Source organism: Gemmatimonadaceae bacterium (assembly GCA_016720905.1).
GTDB lineage: Bacteria > Gemmatimonadota > Gemmatimonadetes > Gemmatimonadales > Gemmatimonadaceae > Gemmatimonas.
This window is the reverse complement of the sequence record JADKJT010000013.1, coordinates 92,680-114,271: the sequence shown is the minus strand read 5'-3', so window position 1 is coordinate 114,271 and position 21,592 is coordinate 92,680. Positions and strand designations below refer to the sequence as shown.

Sequence of the window (21,592 nt, the reverse complement as noted above, 5' to 3'; positions counted from 1 at the left end):
GGCGGTGCCGCCGTTGTGATACTTCGGTGCCGTCGGCGTGTCGCCGAAGCACCTGCGGCGCCGTGAGCGAGGCCTTGTCCGCTCCGGACGGGGTGACGAGCAGCGTACCGTCTCGTAGCCGCACCGAGCAATTCCCTTCCGCACCAGCCAGCAGGCCCCGCGCGTGCAGTCGACGACTGCAGGCGGCCAGCGCGGCAGCCTGTTCCGCGACCTCAGTGTCGCGAACGGGTTCGCGGAGTAACGGGGTCACCGAGGCACGATCCGCCGGAGCTGGTTCAGTCCGTGGCGCGATAGACGACGCGGCCACCGACGAGGGTGATACGCGCCTGTCCCGTGAGCGCATGACCGCCATACGGCGTATTGCGTCCTTTCGACTTGAAGCGCGAGGCGTCGACCGTCCAGGCGCGGGACGGATCGAAGATGGTCACGTCGCCCACCTGGCCACGAGCCAGCGATCCGCCGGGCAAGTGGAAGACGCGGGCGGGCTTGCAGCTCATGGCATCGATCATCTGCGCCAACGACAGCACGCCGCGATGCAGCAGATACGTGCAGTTCACGCCGAGGGCGGTCTCGAGACCGACAATACCGTTCGGCGCATCGGCGAATTCGCGTTCCTTTTCATCGTAGTGATGCGGCGCGTGATCCGTCACCAGCAAATCGATGGTGCCGTCGGCGAGTCCCTGCTGGAGGGCCTGCACGTCCACCGCCGTGCGCAGCGGCGGGTTCATCTTGGCATTGGTGTTGTAGCCTTCGACCGCGTCTTCCGTCAGCGAGATGTGATGCGAGCAGACCTCGGCGGTCACGTTGATGCCACGCTCCTTGCCCCACCGTACCAGTTCCACCGACCCCTTCGTGCTGAGGTGGCACAGGTGGATGTGTCCGCCGGTGCGCCGCGCCAGCAGAATGTCGCGAATCACGTAGATCTCTTCGGCTTCAGCGGGGATGCCCTTCAAACCCAGGCGCGCCGACACGACGCCCTCGTTCATCGCCCCGCCGCGCGCCAGCGACATGTCTTCGCAATGTTCCGCCACCGGCACGTTGAACGCGCGGGCATACTCCAGGGCCGTGCGCATCATGTGCGCGCTTTCCACGGGCCTGCCGTCGTCGGTGAAGGCCACCGCCCCGGCCGCCACCATCTCGCCCATCTCGGCCAACGTGTCGCCTTTCTGCGAGACACTGATCGCGCCGTACGGGTAGACCCGCGCATACCCGGCGTCTTCCCCTCGCCGCTTGACGAAGCCCACCGTTGCCTGATTGTCGGTGACGGGTTTCGTGTTGGGCATGGCGCAGAGCCCGGTGAATCCGCCGGCCACCGCCGCGTGCGCGCCCGTCGCCACGGTTTCGACGTCCTCACGGCCCGGTTCGCGCAGGTGCACGTGCACGTCGATGAATCCGGGCGACACGATCAACCCCGCGCAGTCAATCACGTCCGCACCATCCGGTGCGGCCACCACGGCGCCGCACGACTCCACCAGGCCGCCACGCAGCAACACGTCGCCCACCGTATCCATTCCCTGGGACGGATCGACGATGCGACCACCTTTCAACAGCACGTCTCTCTGCACATCACGCGACATCAGCTTGCTCCCTTCTTGGCGGCTTCAGCGAGTTCCGGCTTGCCGCCGGCGAGGAGATACAGCACGGCCATCCGCACGGCGACGCCGTTGGTGACCTGGTGGAGAATGACCGAATGCGGGCCGTCGGCGACATCACTGTCGATTTCCACCCCGCGATTCATCGGGCCGGGATGCAGGATGCACAAGTCACGTGGTGCCCGTTCCAGGCGCGCGCGCGTGATGCCGAACACCCGATTGTACTCACGCAGCGACGGGATGTACCCGGCTTCCATGCGCTCGAGCTGGAGCCGCAATACGTTGAGCGCGTCCGCCCACTCGATGGCCGCCTCGACCCGATCAAACACGGTCACGCCCATCTCGCCGATGGCATTGGGCAGGAGCGAGCGCGGGCCGCACACCGCCACCTCGGCGCCGAGTTTGGTGAGACCCCAGATATTCGAGCGCGCGACCCGCGAATGCAGCACATCGCCCACAATGCAGATGCGGCGACCCGTCAGATCGCCAAAGCGGTCGCGCAGTGTGAGCAGATCCAGCAGTCCCTGCGTCGGATGTTCGTTGGTCCCGTCGCCCGCGTTGATGACATTCGACTCGATGCGCTCGGCCAGAAACTGCGCGGCACCCGACGCGGGATGGCGAATGACCACCATGTCAATCTTCATCGCCTCGAGATTGCGCGCCGTATCCACCAGCGTCTCCCCCTTCGACACACTGGAACCGGCCACGGCCACATTCACCGTGTCGGCGCTCAACCGCTTTTCCGCGAACTCGAATGAAATGCGCGTGCGGGTGGATGCTTCGAAGAACAAATTGACGATGGTCATGCCGCGCAACGTCGGCACCTTCTTGATCTGTCGCTCCGAAATCTCGCGGAATGGCACCGCCGTATCGAGCACGAGGCGAATCTGCTCCGCGGACAGGGGCGCGAGTCCCAGCAAATCCTTGCCCAGGGGACCGATCACGGCTCAGTCCTCATCGCGGGAGGCGATCACCACGTCGTCATGGCCATCCAGCTCGGCCACGAACACATCAACCCGTTCACCACTGGCCACCGTGATCGTGCGACCGACGATGTCGGCATGAATCGGCAATTCACGCCCGCCGCGATCGATCAGGACTGCCAGCGCGATGCGTGCCGGACGTCCGAAGTCGGCGAGTTCGTCGAGGGCCGCGCGCACGGTTCGGCCGGTGTACAGCACGTCGTCGACAATCACCACGTTCTGCGCGTCAAGCGTCCACGGCAGATGGGTGGCGCCGACGACCGGGCGTGGCCCGACCGTTTGCAGGTCATCGCGGTACAGCGTGATATCCAGCGCGCCCCGCGGCACGGTGACCCCTTCACGCTCTTCGATGATGCGGCCCAGCCGTTCCGCGAGTTGCACGCCCCGACGCTGGATGCCGATGAGGATCAATCCCTCGGTGCCCGCGTTGAGTTCGAGAATCTGGTCGGCCATTCGACGAAGCGTTCGGTCAAGCGCACGCGCGTCGAGCACAGTTGAGGGCTTCTTGGACATGACCGGACAATATACCGGTCGCCCCGTCGGTGGCGTACCGTGGGTGGCGTACCGTCTGCGACATACCCGGCAAGCGGTCCGCCGCGCCTACTGCGCTGGCGGTCTTACCATTCGTGATGGCTGCGGGGCGGCTCCTGCTTGGCCGGGCGCGACGGCCAGAGTCCAGGTAAGGGAGAGAGGTGGCGCGCGGCCGTGCGTGCGGCCCTGAGGCGCGCCTTGTCCACCGGTGGGAGCGTTTCCGTGGCCGCGTACATCGCAATGTCGTGCGCCGCGTCCATCGTCGCCTGGGCGAATCCGTGACACCAATCGGGACCGTACGGGTGCGCCTCGGCTCGCTCGTCGACACCGCGTCCAAAGGCCAAACACTTGTCGGCGGCTTCCCGTAGAGACCGGCTGGAGGCCAAATGCGCCACCACCACGTGATAGCCGTCGCGTCGACCCATTTGAAACGTGGACGACACAGATGGCTCACCGGCGAACGGCTCGACCACGCCAGATGCGATACCCGTGAGCAGCACACATTGCTGCGAGAAGAAGCTGCGGACTGGATCGACCGGCGGCTCTTCGAGGATTCTGGACATGGCTGGATCCGGCACTGACGTGGAGGTGGCTCGCCGAAGCGCGGGCGCATCCACAAGGAGAAATGGCAAGGCGCGTGCCGCCTGCTCCTCGGGGAATTGCCTTCTCACACGTGGTGTCGCACCCAGGAATCGTGGACTCCGGTCCACTGCCAGTGGGGCTTTGACGCCACATCCCGACACCGGTTCGCCTCGGCGTCGGGGCGCCAATCCCCTGCGGTCAGCTGGCGTACAGGTTCAGGTCGGTCGCGACGAGGTCCGCCATGTCCATGGTGGTCTGCCAATCGGGATGTCGGAGGGTCACGTAGCCGTCAGACAGCAGGGTGCTCTTCCAATCGCGACGGGGACTTCCGATCGGCAACAGGTCGACGGTGCAAATGGCCGAGCCCAGTCGGCGCTGCAACGCCTCGAGCCCTTCGATGCGCGTGATGCGCCCCTGCCCGTGTGCCCGCTTGGTGATGCAGGCGCAGTTGTACTTGCGTTCGATTTCCAGCGAGAACGTGCCTTTGAGCTCGGCTTCGGCCCATCCGTCAAACAGGTCCACATCCGACGCGTAGTTCATCAGGTCCACGGTGCGGGCGCCAGGCGGACGGGCGGCGATTTCCCCGAAGACCGTTTCGCCGTCGGCTTTGCGGTACCACTCCATGTGCGTGAAGCCCGTGTCGTATCCCAGCACCTCCAGCACTTTCTCACCCATCGCGCGTCCGCCGGCCACCCAGGCATCGTCGACGTGCCGATAGCTCAGCGTCTGCGGGCTGATCCACTCATTGGTGCGCGCGATCAGCGGACGCGGGCGATAATAGCCAATGTGGAAGTATTTCATGCGACCGCGCGCGCAGATGGTGTCGAACGTGAACTCCTCGCCGTCCACGAATTCCTCCACACTGACTTCCGCGATATGTCCCAGCTGTGCCAGCGCACTCGTGAGCGCCGCCACGTCATCGCAGCGAAACGTGTCCATCGACCCGGCACCGGCAATGGGCTTGATGATCAGCGGATAGCCGATGATCTCCGCTGCCGCCCACACGTCCTTCGCGGTGGTAGCCGTTTCGGCGCGCGGCACCCGCACGCCGCCAGCCAGCAACGCCTGCTTCATGAGGTCCTTGTTGCGGAAACGCTGCGCCTGTTCGTACGACTGCCCCGGCACGCCAAGCGCCTCGCGGATCTGCGCCGCCAGTTCAATATTTGGCTCCCACAGGCAGCACACGCGATCGATTTCTTGTCCGGCCAGCCAGCGGCGAATCGTCTCGATGGCCGACGCCGGATTCGTGAACAGGTCGGTGACCTGGAGGTACCCTGACAGGTGACGCCTCGCCATGTCGGGCAGTTCGTGCGCCGGGCCATTCGCCACGCCCAGTACGGAGGCACCTTGCATCGAGAGGCCGCGGGTGAACAGCGGCATCTCGCCCGGATATCCGGGGGTCAGCATGAGAACGGTTTGCGACATGGCTCGATTCTGGTTAAGCGAGTTGAACGCGGACGGTGGCGGCCACGCGACGCAGCGCGTGCTCCACGACGCGAGTCTCAGGGTGTCTGACGATAATGTAGCCTTCGCCTTCATAGCTGCCGGTGGGTGACTGCCCGTGTTCGGGCAGTCGCACGTCACAGATGAGCGATCCGAATTCGCGCTGCACCACGTCGAGCCCCTGGATATCGACCACGCGGCCGGTGCCCTGCCCCCGGAGATACACCGTGCCGACGGCATACTTCCGCTGCGGCACATCAAACGTCCCGTACACCATCAGGCGAATCCAGGCCTCGATGAAATCCACGTCGTTGGCGCGTGACATCATCGATGTGATATGCGCCCCAGGCGGGCGCGCGGCAATCTCGCTGATGGCGACACTGCCATCCGGGCGGCGAAACCACTCGCAGTGCGACACACCCGTACCCATGCCGAGCGCGGTCAGCGCGCGCGCGCCAACCGCCCGGATGTCGTCATAGGCCGGGACATCGATCTCGCGCGGCAAGAGCACACACCACTGGATCCACGCATTCTCAAGCACCGTGAGCGGCGTTGGCTGATAGTGCGTGAGCGAGTGCCAGACGGGCACGCCGTTGATGGATACCGTTTCGAGCGAATGCTCGGTGCCGCGCAGGAACTCTTCGGCCAGCATGGGATCCCGCGACGACGGCGGATGAGCGGTGAGAAAGGTGTTCAGTGCCGCCATGTCATCAAACCGATGCGTGGCGAGGGCGCCGGCACCAGCCGGCGGCTTCACGACAATCGGGAACCCGACTTCGCGCACGAACGCGTCGGCGTCGGCCCGCGTACCGACCAGGCAATGCCGGGCCACCGGAACCCCCGCCGCGCGCAGGGCGTCCTTCATGCGGGCCTTGTCGCGAAAATTGCCAGCGGCGTTGCTGGAAAGCCCTTGAACACCCAGTCGCTCGCGCACGATGGCCAACGGCACCTGCAGCTGTTCGAGCGGCCCGAAACAGCGGTCAACCGGCCCGTGCAGACGGGAAAGCGCTTGCACGGCAAACTCGAGCTGTGCGACATCCAGCACGTTGTCGATGCGCCAGTGTCCGTGCAGTCGCTGCGCGATGTGCGAGGCCAGCCGGTCCAACGGCTCCTGAGAGATCACCACCGTGCGGACGCCAGACAACGACGCGGCCGCCTCGATCATCTGTGAGGCGGCCGGCGAGAACAACGGGGCTACGAAAACGACAAGCATGCCCGAATGACGCTTACATGCAGACCCAGGCACCACCTTCCACTCGCGCCGTCGCCTTGACGGCCGTCGCGGAGTCCGTGGCGGTGAAGGTCACCGATTCATTCTGCCCATCTTCCGCGCGGGGCGTACTGCAGGCGGCAATCTTGCGGCCGCTGAGACTTCCGGCGCTGTCGACGCTGAACATCCCGAAGTCCTGGGCGTTGTTTGATCCGGGTGCCCGTGTCCCGGTGATCTTCACGCGGGCGTTGGGAGCCCAGTTCTTGCCCTTGAAAGTGAGCTTGGCGCCCTGCGGCGTGCGCTCGGCTTCCACGTTCAACTGCGGCTTAGGCTGGTTGCTGCCCGACGCGAACGCCGCGGCGGCCTGCGCGGTCAGTGCTAGCGCGGCGATGGCCAAGGCCGGTGCCAGGATGCGGCGTACTCGCGTCGCTGGGCGCTGGAAATCCTGCATCACACTCCTCCGTCTGTCAGGTGAGGCGCCGCCGTCGGTCCGGATGAAGGGCCGATGGGAGCGCATCGGGAAGATGTGCGGAAACGGCCGTGATGGCAACGAGTGAGCCCCGTCACGGACGGCCTGTCCCGACCCTTGACTTGGCCGGCTATTCAACCTGAAAGGTCGTGGCTCGGGGTCCGGCCAGGTCCATGAGGCGGCGCATTACGGGAGCCAGCGCGGCCCACTGGGCGGGATGCGGCCCCACCACTGCATAGTGTGCTGATTAAAGCCGCCTTCGAGTGTCAACTGGAAAGTGGTCCCGTCCAGACCCATCGCGTCTCCGGGATCCAACCCGATACGGAGGGTTGCCAATTCTGCGACCAGGGCGACGCCGATGGCCTGTTCTATTGGCGTCACCCACGCGTCTGGAGCAGAGTATCCATCTATCGAGGCCTGAAGGTCAAAAGCGGCGTAGGGCCACGCCGCTGGTTCAGCAGCAAAACCAATGTCGATCCGAGCGACTGGGCCACCTGGAAGGTCAGCACCGTTTGAAACGTGGCATCGTTGCTCATAGTCGCATCGAGCGCATCAGTGGTGGCATCTATCCAGCGGGAGGCAGGAGTGAGATCATTGGTCGGACCCTGGGAGTACCTTGGACAACCCGCCAGTGCCCGACCCGTCACCGAATCTGCACCCCCAAAAGGATTGTCGCCCAATGTTTGAGCAGGCCTTCAGGAACATCGACGACGTCCTCCGTAAGGAAGCCGGCTGTACGACCGAGCTGGACTACACCGAGCAGACGTCGTGGTTGTTGTTCCTCAAGTATCTCGATGGCTTGGAGCAGGACCACGCCGAGGCCGCCACGCTGGATGGGAAGAAGTACGGCTTCATCCTGGAGAAAGCATACCGGTGGGAGATCTGGGCTGCGCCCAAGACCAAAGACGGGAAGCTCGACCACAACAAGGCGCAGACCGGCGATGATCTTCGCGACTTCGTGGACAAGAAGCTCATCCCCTACTTGCACGCGTTTAAGGAGCGCGCCAGCGGGCCGAACACGATCGAGTACAAGATCGGCGAGATTTTTGGTGAGATCAAGAACAAGATCCAGAGCGGCTACAACCTGCGCGAAATCATCGATCACATCGATGAACTGCGATTTCGCTCCCAGGCCGAGAAGCACGAGCTCTCGCACCTGTACGAAGCGAAGATCAAGAACATGGGCAACGCGGGGCGCAATGGCGGCGAGTACTACACGCCGCGCCCGCTCATTCGCGCCATGGTGCAGGTGGTGAAGCCGGAAATCGGCGAGCGCATCTACGACGGCGCGTGCGGGTCGGCGGGATTCCTATGCGAAGCGTACGACTATCTCAAGAAGACGCATCCCAAGCGCACCACGGCGCAGGACCGGACGCTTCAGGAGCGCACGTTCTACGGCAAGGAAAAGAAGTCGCTCGCCTATGTCATCGCGATCATGAACATGATCCTGCATGGCATCGAAGCGCCGAACATCCTGCACACCAACACGCTGACGGAGAATCTGGCCGACGTGCAGGAGAAGGACCGCTACGACATCGTGCTGGCCAATCCACCGTTTGGAGGGAAGGAGCGGCCAGAGGTGCAGCAGAACTTTCCGATTCGCACTGGGGAGACCGCGTATTTGTTTCTGCAGCACTTCATCAAGCTGATCAAGGCTGGTGGCCGCGGCGCGGTGGTCATCAAGAACACCTTCCTGTCCAACACCGACAACGCGTCGGTGAGCCTGCGAAAGAATTTGTTGGAGAGTTGCAACCTGCACACCATACTTGACTGCCCGAGTGGGACGTTTATCGGCGCCGGTGTCAAGACGGTGGTGCTGTTTTTCGAGAAGGGGACCCCGACGAGAAAGATCTGGTACTACCAGCTTGAGCCCGGCCGCAACATGGGCAAGACGAATCCGCTCAATGATGCGGATCTTGCGGAGTTCGTGGCGTTGCAGGGGGCACGAGGCGACTCGCCGAAGTCGTGGACGGTCGCCGCGAAGGACGTAAACCAGTCGACGTTCGATCTCTCGGTGAAGAACCCCAACGGCGGCGAGGTAGTCGCTCACCGCCGTCCAGTAGACATCATGGATGCAATCGCCGCGTTGGATGCGGAGAGCGCGGACGTGTTGGCGAGTATCAGGGCGTTGCTGTGAGCGGCGCTTGGCCACGAAAGAAGGTCAGCGAGATCGCGAAACACTCGCTTGGCAAGATGCTCGATAGGTCGAAGAACAAAGGCGACTTGAAGCCGTATCTTCGCAACCAGAATGTTCGATGGTTTGACTTCGATCTTTCCGACGTCTCAGAGATGCGATTCCTACCCGAGGAACTGGCCAAGTACACGGTTTCAAAGGGTGATGTCGTCGTCTGCGAAGGCGGCTATCCCGGGCGTGCTGCCATCTGGGATCAGGATAAACCCATCTATTTCCAGAAGGCGCTGCACCGTGTGCGCTTTTCCGAACCCGATCGAAACAAGTGGTTTCTCTATTACTTACTGAGCCGTGACCTCGACGGTACGCTGAAGCAGCACTTCAACGGCGCGGGAATTCAGCACTTTACCGGCGAGGCCCTCGCGCAGTTTGAACTGCCCGTTCCTCCGCTCGCCGAACAGAGGCGCATCGTCAGCATCCTCGACGAAGCGTTCGAGGGTATCGCCGCCGCGAAGGTCAACGCCGAGCAGAATCTCTGCAACGTGCGCGAACTCTACCAAAACCACCTCCAATCCGTCTTCACCCAGCGCGGGCCGGGTTGGGCGGAGAAGAGGTTGGGTGAATTGTCTCGAATCAAGTACGGCTATACCGATTCGGCGTCCGCTCAGATCGTTGGGCCGCAATTTTTGCGAATCACGGACCTTCAACCAAGTGGAGTGGATTGGGATACCGTTCCCTACTGCTCGATAGATAAGACTGATCTTCCGAAATACAGACTCGCGGACGGGGATATCGTCTTCGCGCGAACAGGGGCGACCACGGGCAAGAGCCACCTCGTCACCAATCCGCCCGAGGCCGTTTTTGCGTCGTACTTGATTCGAGTGCAACTGCGTGACAAGGCGGTTCAGCCGAAGTTCGTGAACATGTTCTTTCAGACCCGTTCGTATTGGGACGCTATTCGCGCAGGCGTCTCAGGTAGTGCCCAAGGCGGTTTCAACGCAACCAAACTTGGCGACCTTGTGATTCCGTTTCCCGAGTCGCCGTCTGACCAAACCTCGCTAGTTGCCAAGCTCGACGAGCTAGCCGCCGATATCAAACGCCTCGCCAACCTCTATGAGCGGAAGCTACAGGCGCTCGACGCCTTGAAGAGATCGCTGCTACATCAGGCGTTTGCTGGCCAACTCTGAACTGACAATGAACGAAGCTGAGACAAGAGCAGAGCGCATCGATCCCGCGCTGACGTCCGCTGGCTGGGGCGTTGTAGAGGGCAGCAAGATTCAGCGTGAGTATCCTATCACTCCCGGCCGAATCGAAGGCTTCGGTCGTCGGGCGAAGGCGCACATGGCCGACTATGTACTGGTCTATCGTAGTCACAAGCTGGCCGTGGTTGAAGCCAAGTCGATTGACCGGCCGCTGACCGAGGGAGTTGCACAAGCCAAGGACTACGCGACAAAGCTGGCCCTCCGATTTGCCTACGCGACCAATGGGCGCGGCATCTACGGCGTTGACATAAAGTCTGGCAAGGAAGGCGAGATCGCTCGCTACCCGACACCAGATGAACTCTGGGCACGCGCATTCTCAGCCAGGCAACGCCTGGCGCGAGCGTTTCGCCGCGGTGCCGTTCGAAGACAAGGGCGGCTCGCATCCGAGTCGCTACTACCAGGACATCGCCGTTGAACGCGTGATGGAGGCGATCGCGATAGGCGGCAACGCATCCTGTTGACGCTCGCCACCGGTACGGGCAAGACGTTCATCGCGTTCCAGATCGCGTGGAAGCTCTACCACAGTCGCTGGAACCTGAGCCGCGAACCCCAGCGCCGCCCCCGCATTCTGTTTCTGGCCGACCGCAACATCCTCGCCAATCAAGCCTACAACGCGTTCTCGGCGTTTCCCGAAGACGCGCTGGTCCGCATCGATCCGAAAGACATCGCCAAGAAGGGGAGGGTTCCCAAGAACGGCAGTCTGTTCTTCACGATCTTCCAGACCTTCATGAGCGGCGCGCCTAAAGGTGACATACCGTCTTTTTACTTTGGCGAATATTCTCTCGACTTCTTCGACTTCATCGTCATCGACGAGTGTCATCGTGGTGGTGCGAACGACGAAAGCAATTGGCGCGCGATTCTCGACTACTTCGCTCCGGCGGTCCAACTCAGCCTCACCGCGACGCCAAAGCGTAACGACAACGTGGACACATACGCGTACTTCGGCGATCCGGTCTACGTCTATTCCCTGAAGGAAGGCATCAACGACGGCTTCCTCACGCCGTTCAAGGTGAAGCAGATCTCGACCACGCTCGATGAGTATGTTTTCACGTCTGACGACATGCTGGTTGAAGGCGAGATCGAGTCCGGGAAGCGGTACACTGAGGCCGAGTTCAACAAGATCATCGAGATCAGGGAGCGCGAAGCGCATCGCGTCAAGATCTTCATGGACCAGATCAACCAGCAAGACAAGACGCTGGTGTTCTGTGCCACGCAGGATCACGCCCTGGCCGTGCGCGATCTCATCAACCAGATGAAGACGAGCTCGGACCCCAACTACTGCCAGCGCGTTACATCCAACGACGGCGAACTCGGCGAGCAGCACCTGCGCGACTTTCAGGACAATGAGAAGTCGATCCCGACCATCCTGACCACGTCGCAGAAGCTTTCAACCGGCGTGGACGCGCGCAACATCCGCAACATCGTGCTGATGCGGCCGGTCAACTCGATGATCGAGTTCAAGCAGATCATCGGACGCGGCACGCGCCTGTTTGACGGCAAAGGAGTACTTCACGATCTACGACTTCGTGAAGGCGCATCACCATTTCAGCGACGCCGAGTGGGATGGCGAGCCCCTTCCCCCGACGCGCCGACTGACACGGTCTATCCATCGCCGGACGGTCCGGACAAGAAGCCCGAAAAGAAGGTGTATGACAAGCCGGATCGGCCGGCGCGGATCAAGGTGAAGCTCGCCGACGGGAAGGAGCGCACGATCGAGCACATGATGATGACGAGCTTCTGGCATCCTGATGGAACGCCGATGTCATCGCAGCAGTTCATGGTGCTGCTGTTCGGCAAGCTTCCGTCGTTTTTCAGGAACGAGGCGGAGCTGCGGGCGATCTGGAGCGTGCCGGATACGCGCAAGAAGCTGCTGGAAGGGTTGGCTGAGAAAGGGTTCGGCGGCGAGCAGCTGGCGGAGATGCAGAAGATCATCGACGCGGAGAAGAGCGACTTGTTCGATGTGCTGGCGCATGTCGCGTACGCGTTGCCGACCGTGACACGGGAGAAACGGGCGTCGATGGCGCAGTCGGTCATCGCCACGGAGTTCAGCGGAAGGCAGCGTGCGTTTCTCGACTTCGTGTTGTCGCACTACGTCCGCGTCGGAGTCGAGGAGCTTGATCAGGGAAAGCTCACACCGCTGCTCAACCTCAAATACCACAATTCGATTTCAGACGCTTTGGCCGATCTCGGGCGGGCGGAAGAGGTCCGGAGCGCTTTCGTCGGATTCCAAAAATACCTGTATCAAGAGTGGGCGACGCGTTGAGGGTCGGAATCGGCCGGAGCTACGCGGAGGCAGTCGGTATTGCGCGCGCGAGAGTGCTCAGCAACCACAGGAATTGCTCTTCCGGCACTACGATGACAGATCCAGTTGGCACATCGGGCTGCGGGTCGTCTCCTTGAACATCATGATCTGCGAGCCGGCCGGCGCGTTCAGCTTGCGCGCACCACTTCGAGATAGTCGTGGCAACTCCTCAGCTCTTGGTCGAACACCTGTACGGCGTCGAGCATGATGGCTTGAAGGCACTCGAAATATTCCGTCAGCAGTGGCACGATATCGAACGCGGGCGGAAACGCGGCAAGCTCCGCTCTCTGCGGACCCCAGTTGAACGAACTCGCGACTAGCACGTCGCGTTCTAGCGTTGGGCGGCAGGTGAAGGTCATCGCTGCGTCGGACGTTGCCCGGATGCCGGTCACGCTCAGGGTCGACAGCGGCATCGCGTGATGCTGCGAATAGTTGCGCAGCTTGTACATCACCCGATAACCGAGTGAGGCGGCATGCCGCTGCTGTCGTTTGCGATTCCATACAGCATACTTCTCGGATGTCTTGCCCCAGTGCGTCGCGAGGGCGTATTCCATTTGGCCAAGGAACGCACTCGCTCCGCCTAGGAATGCTGTCACCGATGCTGACGTCTCCACTATGAGGTCAAAGACGGTCTTGAGCGGAACGCGAGCTGTGCCTATGGCGTTAAGACGCGCTTCTTGCGACTCGGCCAGTGATGCCAGCGCCGCATACTCCCGATCGCAAATCGCGAACGCGGTGGCGAGCGGCTGTAAGGTACAGATCACAGCTACCAGCTCCTCAAATTCGCGCAGCATCTCCGACGTCACCGGCTGACTGAACACCTTCATGTCGAACGTATCGTCGTCCTTGTGGAGCATCCAACCGTAGCGGTGAAGCTCTTCAGGCATGTTGGCGGTGTCCTCTCGCTGCCGTTCGTTCATACTAAATGCGCAAGTAGGTCACGGAACCAATCGTGATCCAGCGGACGACGCTGGTTTTGGTACACGTGCACGGCACTTAGCAGCCTCAGTTCGCGCGGCAGCTTGTCCAGTCCGTGCGCCCACCAGTGCGGATATCGCCGTTCGCGTCCCATCGGACTCATCTCAAATCGCAGCTGGTACCATTCGCCAAACCGATCGTCCGCGCGACGGACCCGATACAGCAAGTTGAAGCCGCCCAGCGACTCATTATCGAAGTAGTCTGATTGTTGCGCCGGTTTTGGCTCAGGTTCGATCGCTGCGGCGCCGATCACGCGGTAAATACCGTCCGCGCGCACTTCAAGGTCTTCGATCTGCCGAAAACGCACGACCAGTGAAGGAGTCGGAAGTGAGCCTGGCTGCTTCCTCACAGTTACGACGTCATCTCGCTCCCGTGAGATCTCTAACGCCCCAAGATCCGAAGCGGCATTGAAGGTCGCCACGAGCTCTTGAAGAATTGCGATCGGTTCCTCGCACGCGTTCGTGAGCAACTGTCGGCGCTCGAGCGCCTGCTCTTGCGACGCACGCGCGGCAGCCGCAGCGAGATCCGACGCGACAGTGCGCTCCGTGGCGCGACGCACGAGCGATGAGACATCTGGCGCGCTCACGGGAAGGCTGCGCGCAAGCGAGGTCTTTACTTCAGCCCAAGTTGCGGGACGCTTTTTCGGGTCCTTCTGCAGAAGCCTCGTGATAAGCTGCCACAACTCGATTGAGAGATCCGCGCGAAGTGTTCGCGCGTTCGTAGGTGCGACGAGGAGATGCGCGTTGCGCCAGGCGATCGTTGGCGGATCGCCGAGACGCGGTTGGACGGGATATTGGAATGTTGCCAATTCGAAGAACAGGACGCCGCCCGAATAAAGGTCCATAGCGGTTGTATTTGCTGCACCGTCCCAGGCTTCGGGCGCCATGTACGCCGGCGTTCCCCACCCCTTAAACGTTTCGGTTCGCGTCGCCGCGGTAGCCAACTTCGCGAGTCCAAAATCTGCGATCTTTGGCACGGCGGCCCCACCATCAAGGAGCACATTGCTTGGCGAGATCTCGATGAACAAGCCGTGCATTCACTGCTTCCATCCCGTCCGCGATTGCGGCGAACAGGTCGCGAAGCTCAGTTTCGGAGAAGCGATCACCTGCTAAACGGCGACGCTCGATCACGTCTGCAAGTGTTTCCCCATTGACCCGCTCCATCACGAGAAATGGTGGAAACCCGGCTCCGCCGAGCCCGTCATCAAAGTGCAGTACGCGGACGACGTGTGGATGATCGATGCCGACGGCTAGACGCCCCTCGTTCTGCAGTGCCTCCAACTCACCTGACGAGAGTGCGCCGGTGAGCATCGTTTTGATGGCGACCGGGGTTCCGTCTGCCATTTCGCCTGCGAACACCTGACCGAAGCCGCCTTGGCCGAGCAGTGGGCCGACGGTGATGGACTGGCCGCCGGGGCCATCGAGCCTGGTTCCAGGACGAATATCCATTGCTGCGATTCTCCGAAGGCGAGTTTTGCGCGATAATCACTTGAGCTCGAGCCGGTTCACCAGCGTATTCTGCAGACGTTTGCGACCGACGGCCGACGCTCACTCCGACTAGCGACTGGGCTCAGCCAGTGAGCGCCGATACGCTATCTCGAGATCGAGCCAGAGTTGTGTGCTCGTCCCGAGCACATGGTCGATCGTCGCAGCCATCGGACCAGTCATGGGCACCTTCCCGTCGAGCAGTCCGCTTGCCTCCGCTGACGTCCGATCGATCATCTCGGCGAACGCCTCCGTCGTCTGGGCTTCGCGCCTCCAACTCCTCGTGCAGGTGCTCGCCAAATGAGAATACCTGGGCGACGTTGGTGTCCATTTTTGGCAAGCCTCTATCACGTCGGAGAAATATCGGACGACGGAATTGTTCGCCGGTGAATCGGTGTCAGCACAATCTACTCGTGCGAATATGCCCTGCCTTCCGCGTCGATCATGTAAACCTCGAAAACACGATTGAGCCGCAGCCCAATGATGCGCCCCTTCGCGGTGCCGAATCGAAAGACGTGCAGCTTCCTCACATCCTCGGTAACGCGAGGCGTTGTCAGCCCGCCAATCTGATCTTTGGGGATGCTTTCCATCCCCATCCCATTCCGGTGATCCGTGTCATGGATTGACTGCCACGTGAGGGCGCACATGTTGCTCAGGCGCTCAACAAATTGTTGAGACGCACCGGCCTCGCAATCTCGAGTACCATATCCCTTGCACAAGAAACGAAGACAAAACACGGGCGACTCGCCCTGAGTCGACGCAGGATCGGCGGGCGGCGCTATCCGGCCACCTCCAGAGGCCTTTGGCTTCCGAATTCGATGGTCGGCCACGTGGCTGGACTAAACGAGCCGAGTCAGGAAAAATGCACGCAGCGCCTCGTGCGTGATGACGCTGTTTGGACCGCGGGAGTCGGCATCACGCCACGGCGCTTCGTCGTGAGTCATATCGCGAAGCTTCCACGCAGAGAACTGCCCGTACGCTTCATTCACATCACCAAGAATGGAGCGCTGATCGGCGCTGAGCGCGCTGACGTCAAAATCGCGAGGCACGGGGATACTCTCAAAACCATGTGTCTTGAAACGATGGTACACGTCAGGCACGACGGGCCCAAAACGCCACGCTTCAATCGGGTCGTCGAAGAGCGGCTTGTTGGCCATGGCAAGGTGCACGCCTTGGGCGTAGTCCAGCAGCTTCTGGATTTTCATGTTGCTGATGCCATCACCCGCTTCGGGGTCACCGAGCGTCAGGAAATAGTCAGCAACGGTTTGCGCGGTCATTGGGGGAGTCTCCGGTTGCGAATCGAATGCACCGATGGTCGTTTTCGGGGGCTATTCGGGAACTCGCGGCAGGTGAACAAGTTTGCCACAGCTGGTGACGTTGGCAAGTGGCGTTTACCCCGCTGCTCCCACTTCGCACATGGCCTTTCTATGCACATTACCAATACTCTTCTGCGGCCAACGAAAGGCAGGGGGGGCGGCCGCCTGCGGAAGCACAAACCCCGCAACGACGGCTAAGTCGTTACGGGGTTAGCGGATGAGGCGAGATTCGAACTCGCGAGAGCCTTGCGACCCCACACGCTTTCCAGGCGTGCGCCTTAAACCACTCGGCCACCCATCCGGGGAAGCGGTCCTGCGTCAAGCACGGACAGGGTGAGATTCGAACTCACGGTACCCTTGCGGGCACGCCGGTTTTCGAGACCGGTGCCTTCAACCACTCGGCCACCTATCCTTGGGACGGGACACTGGTGCCACGCCTTCCAGCACCACCAATGTGTTCCGGTACAGCTCGTATTAATAAAACGAAGCGTCCCGGTGTCAACGACGCATGGCAAAGAAGTCGCGCAACAGGGCGCCAGACTCCGCCTCCAGCACACCGCCAACTACCTCCGGACGGTGATTCAGCTTCGGATGACGCACCAGATCGCCCACAGACCCGCACATGCCGGCCTTGTCGTCCCACGCCCCCAATACCAGACGCCCCACCCGCGCGAGCACGATACCGCCCGCGCACATGGCGCACGGCTCCAGCGTAACCACCAGGGTACAGCCGGCCAAGCGGTCTTCCCCCAGCAAACGCATGGCGCCACGAATGGCCAGCATTTCCGCGTGCGCGGTCGCGTCCGTGTCGCGGCGCATGCGATTCTGCGCCCGCGCCACGATCTCGCCGTCCTGCACCACCACGGCCCCCACGGGAACCTCCCCGGCCAGTCCCGCCGCCCGTGCTTCCTCGAGGGCGGCGCGCATGGCGTCCATCTCACCGGCCAACAGTGGCGCGTGCGTCCCCGTCACGTCGCGATCGCGACCGTCGACACCGTAGCCGACGGGTTCGCGGCGTCGATCTCGCTGCCATCGCCATGGCGAAACGTCAACGCATCGCCTTCGCCCGCTTCGGCCACAATGATGTCGTTTTCCTTGAACGTTCCCTCGAGCACGGCCAGCGCCAACGGATTCTGCAGCATGCGCTGCACCGCGCGCTTGAGCGGCCGGGCGCCAAACACCGGATCGTATCCCGCATCGGCCAACTGACGACGCGCCGCATCGGTGAGCACGATGGTGAGCTTGCGATCGGTCAGCAACTTGCGCAAATGCGCCAACTGCAAATCGACGATGTGATCGATGTCGCTCCGACCAAGCGGATGAAACACGACAATATCGTCGATGCGATTGAGGAACTCCGGCTTGAATACCCCACGCATGGCCGCCAGCACGTCCTGCTCGACCTGTGGCCATGGCTCGTGTGTCTGCGCGCGCTCGAGAATCAACTGACTGCCCACGTTCGATGTCATGATGACCACGGCGTTGCGGAAGTCGACGGTGCGACCCTGCGAGTCGGTCAGCCGTCCATCATCCAGCAACTGCAAGAGGATGTTGAAGACATCGGGATGCGCCTTCTCGATTTCATCGAACAGGATCACCGAGTACGGACGACGGCGCACGGCTTCGGTCAGCTGCCCCCCTTCCTCGTACCCCACGTACCCTGGCGGCGCCCCAATGAGTCGCGCGACGGCGTGCTTCTCCATGTACTCGGACATGTCGATGCGCACCATGGCGTGTTCGTCATCAAAGAGATACTCGGCCAATGCGCGAGCGGTTTCCGTCTTGCCGACACCCGTCGGCCCGAGAAAAATGAAGGACCCGATGGGTCGGTTGGGATCCTGCAGTCCGGCACGGGAGCGGCGCACCGCGTTGGCCACGGCGCGCACCGCTTCGCCCTGCCCGATCACTCGCGTGGCCAGCACCTCCTCCAGCTTGGTGAGGCGTTCGCGTTCCGACTCGAGCATCCGGGTCACGGGAATGCCCGTCCATCGGGCGACAATTTCCGCCACGTCGTCGGCGCCCACTTCTTCCTTCAGGAATTGCGGACGACCGCCCTGACTCCCCAACTGCGCTTCCGCCTCCTTCATCTGGCGCTCCAACTGCGGAATGCGCCCGTAGGTAATTTCAGCGGCCTTGTTGAGGTCTCCGGCGCGCGTGACTTTCTCCGCCTCGAATTTCGTCTGCTCAATTTCCTGCTTGATGCGACCAACGGCGCCGAGGGTGTCCTTCTCGCGCTGCCATTGCGCGCGCATCCCCGCGGCATGTTCCTTCGCATCGGCGAGCTCGCGCTCGAGTGTCGCTCGCCGCTCAATCGACGCGGGATCGGTTTCCTTGCGCAGTGCCTGCCGCTCGATTTCGAGCTGCACGATACGGCGCTCCACTTCATCGATCACCTGCGGCACGGAGTCGATCTCGATGCGCAATCGGGAGGCGGCTTCGTCGATGAGGTCGATCGCCTTGTCGGGCAGGAAGCGATCGCCGATGTACCGATTGGACAACGTGGCCGCGGCCACGACCGCGCCGTCGGTGATGCGCACGCCATGATGCGATTCATAGCGTTCCTTGAGTCCACGCAAGATGGCAATCGTGCTTTCCACGCTGGGCTCGCCGACGAACACCGGCTGGAAGCGGCGCTCGAGCGCCGCGTCCTTCTCGACGTGCAGGCGATACTCATCCAGCGTGGTGGCGCCAACGACGCGCAGTTCGCCGCGCGCCAGCATGGGCTTGAGCATGTTGCCCGCGTCCATGCTCCCCTCGGCCTTGCTTGCGCCCACAATGGTGTGCAGTTCGTCAATGAACACCACGTACAGCCCTTCGGCGGCCGTGATTTCCTTGAGCACGGCCTTCAATCGCTCTTCGAACTCGCCGCGAAACTTGGCACCCGCAATGAGCGCGCCCATGTCGAGGGACACCAACCGCTTGTTGCGAAGGCCCTCGGGCACATCGCCGCTGATGATGCGCTGCGCCAACCCTTCGGCGATCGCGGTCTTGCCGACACCGGGCTCACCGATCAGCACGGGATTGTTCTTGGTCCGGCGTGACAACACCTGAATGACACGGCGAATCTCTTCGTCACGCCCGATCACCGGATCAAGCTTGCCCCGTCGCGCGGCGTCGGTGAGGTCGCGCGTGTAGCGCTGCAGCGCCTGATACTGTTGCTCGGGCGACTGATCCGTGACCTTGTGCGCGCCGCGCACCAACTTGAGGGCGTCAAGCAACGCCTGACGATTCGCGCCCACCGTGGCCAGCAGGCGACTGCTGTCGATGCCTTTGACATCAGCCAGCGACAACAGCATGTGTTCGGTGGAGATGAACTCGTCGCCAAGGAGCTTGGCTTCCTTTTCGGCCGCATCGACCACGGACGTGATCTCGCGACTGAACGACGGTTGCGCATCGCTCTGTTTCGCATAGCGCCCGGCTTCCAGATCGGCCGCCGCGCGCAGCGCGGTGACATTGACGCCGACCTTCTGGAGAATCGGCACGACAATCCCTTCGTCCTGCGCCAACAGGGCGAGGAGGAGATGGAGGTCGTATACCGAGGGGTTGCCGGCCTTGCGGGCCAGCGCGACGGCTTCATTGAGCGCTTCAGCGCTCTTCACGGTCAGGCGATCGGGATTGATCATACGTAAGAAGCTGGCAACAAGAATGCCGAACGCAATCGGCCAGAACTGCAGGATGCGTCATCTGATCGATGACGGGCCTGCTGGTATGGCACTCCCTACGGCCAAAAATACAAAATGGCGCGCCGGGTCCGCTCACCCGGCGCGCCATCATGAATTGTCGTACGGGTTCGTGGTGTCTACCGCGATGCTACTTCGCCACGAGCATCCTTTTTAACGGCAGTGATACGCCGTTGACCTCAAGGCGATAGTAGTACACACCCGAGGCAGCTTCTCGTCCAGTGTTCAGCACCTTTCCATCCCAGTAGGCCGTGTACTCGCCACAGGAAATGGTCACGTTGTCCAAGGACTGTGCTTGACCCTGCAATACCGGCACGGCGACAAGTTGTGACAACACGTTGTACACCTTGAGGCTTACCCGATACTGCTTGCCGTTATCAGTACAGCTTGGCGGGTCTCCCACACTGAACGGAATTTTTGTCTCAGGATTGAACGGGTTCGGGTAGTTCTGGCGGAGTGTTGCGTCCGCCTTCTTCGCCCGAGTGTCCTGCGCCTGAGACTCTCGTGGCATGAACGCGGCGAGAGCGAGCACCAGACCCAGTGCTGTCCCCACACGTTTCATGTTGCTTCTCCGACTGACGAATCAGGTGGCTAGTCGAAGTCTCCAATTGAGGGTGAATGGTTGACCATCAGGGACCTACATCTGTGAAGCTAGGGAGCGCGATTCGTGGAGTCAAGCAAGTGACCGGGCCTGTTCTCTGTGTCGCGCATCACCAATCAGGAGACTGACGAAAGCGCCGGCAGGCAACCGACCGGGCCGCCAGCCGGCAATGCGCGTGAACCATAACCATATGTCTTTTAGAGCTTTACGGAGCGCTATGGAGCCTGTCAGCGGCCAGCCCGCCTGACTCCCAACTGGCAAAGGCGCGGAGTGGCCGTCCGTCCGTCAGGTGATGCCCGATGAACTCGCGAAGTAGGCGTTGATGGGCCTTTGCGTCAATACTGCTGAGTTCGGCATAATCGTCATTCAACCATCCTACGACAACCCGTCTGGCCGCCGCGGGCAGCCGACGCCCGCCTGGCGTGCGAGCTGCGCATCGGCCACAGAGGATCCCGCCGGCCTGATAGCTGAATATCGCCTCCTCACTCACACTGACTTCCGCGTGGCACTCGGCACACCGATCGAGCGACGGGGAAAAACCCGTATCGCGCACCAGCCGCCAGAGCGCGCCGAGGGCGACGGCCGTGGCCGCGTCCCCGTCCCGCGAGGCCATGTCGGCGAACGCGTGGGCCAACCCCTCGAACACCAGCGGCGCGGCTTCCTCGTGGACAACCCGCAAGGCGACTTCGGCGAAGGCCGACGCAGCGCTGAATCGAGCCAAGTGTTCGGCGAGACCGGGATGCGAACGGGCGACATCGAAACTGACCAGCGCATGCAGGTCCCGCCCCGGTCGGATGTCCAGCTGCGCCTGTCCCTGCGCGAACAAATCGATCGCGCTCCCGAAGCGCTTGCGCGAATTGCGCGCCCCCCGCGCCACCACCGACTGCACGCCCGCCTCACGCGTCGCGAGGCGGAGGATCCGCGACGACTCGAGATAGTCGGCAACATGCAGGACGATCGCTTCGGTGACGAGCAGGGGCACGGGGGGAGGAAATAGACGGGAGACGGGAGACGGGAGACAGCAGACG

19 protein-coding genes, 2 tRNA genes and 1 pseudogene are annotated in these 21,592 nt (G+C 62.1%); 4 read left to right on the top strand and 18 right to left on the bottom strand.

The genetic code is table 11. From position 1 onward, the window contains the following. From IPP90_12460 to IPP90_12425, 8 genes are all read right to left on the bottom strand, one after another. On the bottom strand, window positions 1–343 hold a 343-nt coding region (locus tag IPP90_12460), incomplete at its 3' end, for a class II aldolase/adducin family protein (protein ID MBL0171522.1). Continuing rightward, on the bottom strand, window positions 276–1,577 hold the full coding sequence (locus IPP90_12455; GenBank protein MBL0171521.1) for a dihydroorotase: 1,302 nt from the start codon (window positions 1,575–1,577) through the stop codon (window positions 276–278). The genes IPP90_12460 and IPP90_12455, both read right to left, overlap by 68 nt. After that, complete coding sequence (locus IPP90_12450) at window positions 1,577–2,536, bottom strand: aspartate carbamoyltransferase catalytic subunit (GenBank protein MBL0171520.1); 960 nt, start codon at window positions 2,534–2,536, stop codon at window positions 1,577–1,579. The genes IPP90_12455 and IPP90_12450 overlap by 1 nt, the downstream gene beginning before the upstream one ends. Window positions 2,537–2,539: 3 nt before the next feature. Then, window positions 2,540–3,088: a bifunctional pyr operon transcriptional regulator/uracil phosphoribosyltransferase PyrR gene (pyrR, locus tag IPP90_12445; GenBank protein MBL0171519.1), complete on the bottom strand. Its 549-nt coding sequence runs from the start codon at window positions 3,086–3,088 to the stop codon at window positions 2,540–2,542. A 104-nt stretch (window positions 3,089–3,192) separates the two neighbouring features. Continuing rightward, the gene (locus tag IPP90_12440) at window positions 3,193–3,669 is read right to left on the bottom strand and encodes a hypothetical protein (protein MBL0171518.1); all 477 of its coding nucleotides are present in this window, start codon (window positions 3,667–3,669) and stop codon (window positions 3,193–3,195) included. A 217-nt stretch (window positions 3,670–3,886) separates the two neighbouring features. Next, a complete protein-coding gene (locus IPP90_12435) occupies window positions 3,887–5,113 on the bottom strand; it encodes an ATP-grasp domain-containing protein (protein ID MBL0171517.1) in 1,227 nt (408 codons plus the stop codon). A gap of 13 nt (window positions 5,114–5,126) precedes the next feature. Then, window positions 5,127–6,344 carry an ATP-grasp domain-containing protein gene (locus IPP90_12430; GenBank protein ID MBL0171516.1) on the bottom strand — a complete coding sequence of 406 codons (1,218 nt, stop codon included), beginning with the start codon at window positions 6,342–6,344 and terminating at the stop codon, window positions 5,127–5,129. 13 nt (window positions 6,345–6,357) lie between these two features. Continuing rightward, window positions 6,358–6,792 carry a hypothetical protein gene (locus IPP90_12425; GenBank protein ID MBL0171515.1) on the bottom strand — a complete coding sequence of 145 codons (435 nt, stop codon included), beginning with the start codon at window positions 6,790–6,792 and terminating at the stop codon, window positions 6,358–6,360. A 258-nt stretch (window positions 6,793–7,050) separates the two neighbouring features. On the opposite strand from IPP90_12425, the gene IPP90_12420 reads away from it, so the two are divergent. The 4 genes and pseudogenes from IPP90_12420 (at window position 7,051) to IPP90_12405 (ending at window position 12,466) form a co-directional block, all read left to right on the top strand. Beyond that, the gene (locus IPP90_12420) at window positions 7,051–7,326 is read left to right on the top strand and encodes a hypothetical protein (protein MBL0171514.1); all 276 of its coding nucleotides are present in this window, start codon (window positions 7,051–7,053) and stop codon (window positions 7,324–7,326) included. Window positions 7,327–7,489: 163 nt separating this feature from the next. Continuing rightward, complete coding sequence (locus IPP90_12415; protein ID MBL0171513.1) at window positions 7,490–8,947, top strand: N-6 DNA methylase; 1,458 nt, start codon at window positions 7,490–7,492, stop codon at window positions 8,945–8,947. Continuing rightward, window positions 8,944–10,128: a restriction endonuclease subunit S gene (locus IPP90_12410; GenBank protein ID MBL0171512.1), complete on the top strand. Its 1,185-nt coding sequence runs from the start codon at window positions 8,944–8,946 to the stop codon at window positions 10,126–10,128. Before IPP90_12415 ends, IPP90_12410 begins: the two co-directional genes overlap by 4 nt. Before the next feature lie 7 nt (window positions 10,129–10,135). Then, window positions 10,136–12,466, top strand: a pseudogene (locus IPP90_12405) (DEAD/DEAH box helicase family protein). A 167-nt stretch (window positions 12,467–12,633) separates the two neighbouring features. On the opposite strand, the gene IPP90_12400 reads toward IPP90_12405, so the two are convergent. The 10 genes from IPP90_12400 to recO form a co-directional block, all read right to left on the bottom strand. Continuing rightward, on the bottom strand, window positions 12,634–13,425 hold the full coding sequence (locus tag IPP90_12400) for a hypothetical protein (GenBank protein ID MBL0171511.1): 792 nt from the start codon (window positions 13,423–13,425) through the stop codon (window positions 12,634–12,636). Then, window positions 13,422–14,519, bottom strand: a complete 1,098-nt coding sequence (locus IPP90_12395) for a protein kinase (protein ID MBL0171510.1) — start codon at window positions 14,517–14,519, stop codon at window positions 13,422–13,424. The genes IPP90_12400 and IPP90_12395 overlap by 4 nt, the downstream gene beginning before the upstream one ends. Beyond that, complete coding sequence (locus tag IPP90_12390; protein ID MBL0171509.1) at window positions 14,473–14,931, bottom strand: protein kinase; 459 nt, start codon at window positions 14,929–14,931, stop codon at window positions 14,473–14,475. The genes IPP90_12395 and IPP90_12390 overlap by 47 nt, the downstream gene beginning before the upstream one ends. An 875-nt stretch (window positions 14,932–15,806) precedes the next feature. Then, window positions 15,807–16,244 carry a SocA family protein gene (locus IPP90_12385; GenBank protein ID MBL0171508.1) on the bottom strand — a complete coding sequence of 146 codons (438 nt, stop codon included), beginning with the start codon at window positions 16,242–16,244 and terminating at the stop codon, window positions 15,807–15,809. Between the two features lie 253 nt (window positions 16,245–16,497). Next, window positions 16,498–16,584: transfer RNA gene (locus tag IPP90_12380), tRNA-Ser, on the bottom strand. 24 nt (window positions 16,585–16,608) lie between these two features. Continuing rightward, window positions 16,609–16,695: transfer RNA gene (locus tag IPP90_12375), tRNA-Ser, on the bottom strand. Window positions 16,696–16,781: 86 nt separating this feature from the next. Next, on the bottom strand, window positions 16,782–17,210 hold the full coding sequence (locus IPP90_12370; GenBank protein MBL0171507.1) for a nucleoside deaminase: 429 nt from the start codon (window positions 17,208–17,210) through the stop codon (window positions 16,782–16,784). A 41-nt stretch (window positions 17,211–17,251) separates the two neighbouring features. Beyond that, window positions 17,252–19,906, bottom strand: coding sequence for an ATP-dependent chaperone ClpB (gene clpB / locus IPP90_12365; protein ID MBL0171506.1), 2,655 nt, complete (start codon window positions 19,904–19,906; stop codon window positions 17,252–17,254). A 187-nt stretch (window positions 19,907–20,093) separates the two neighbouring features. Continuing rightward, window positions 20,094–20,525, bottom strand: coding sequence for a hypothetical protein (locus IPP90_12360; protein ID MBL0171505.1), 432 nt, complete (start codon window positions 20,523–20,525; stop codon window positions 20,094–20,096). A 244-nt stretch (window positions 20,526–20,769) separates the two neighbouring features. Further along, window positions 20,770–21,546, bottom strand: coding sequence for a DNA repair protein RecO (recO, locus tag IPP90_12355; protein MBL0171504.1), 777 nt, complete (start codon window positions 21,544–21,546; stop codon window positions 20,770–20,772). Between the last annotated feature and the right edge of the window lie 46 nt (window positions 21,547–21,592).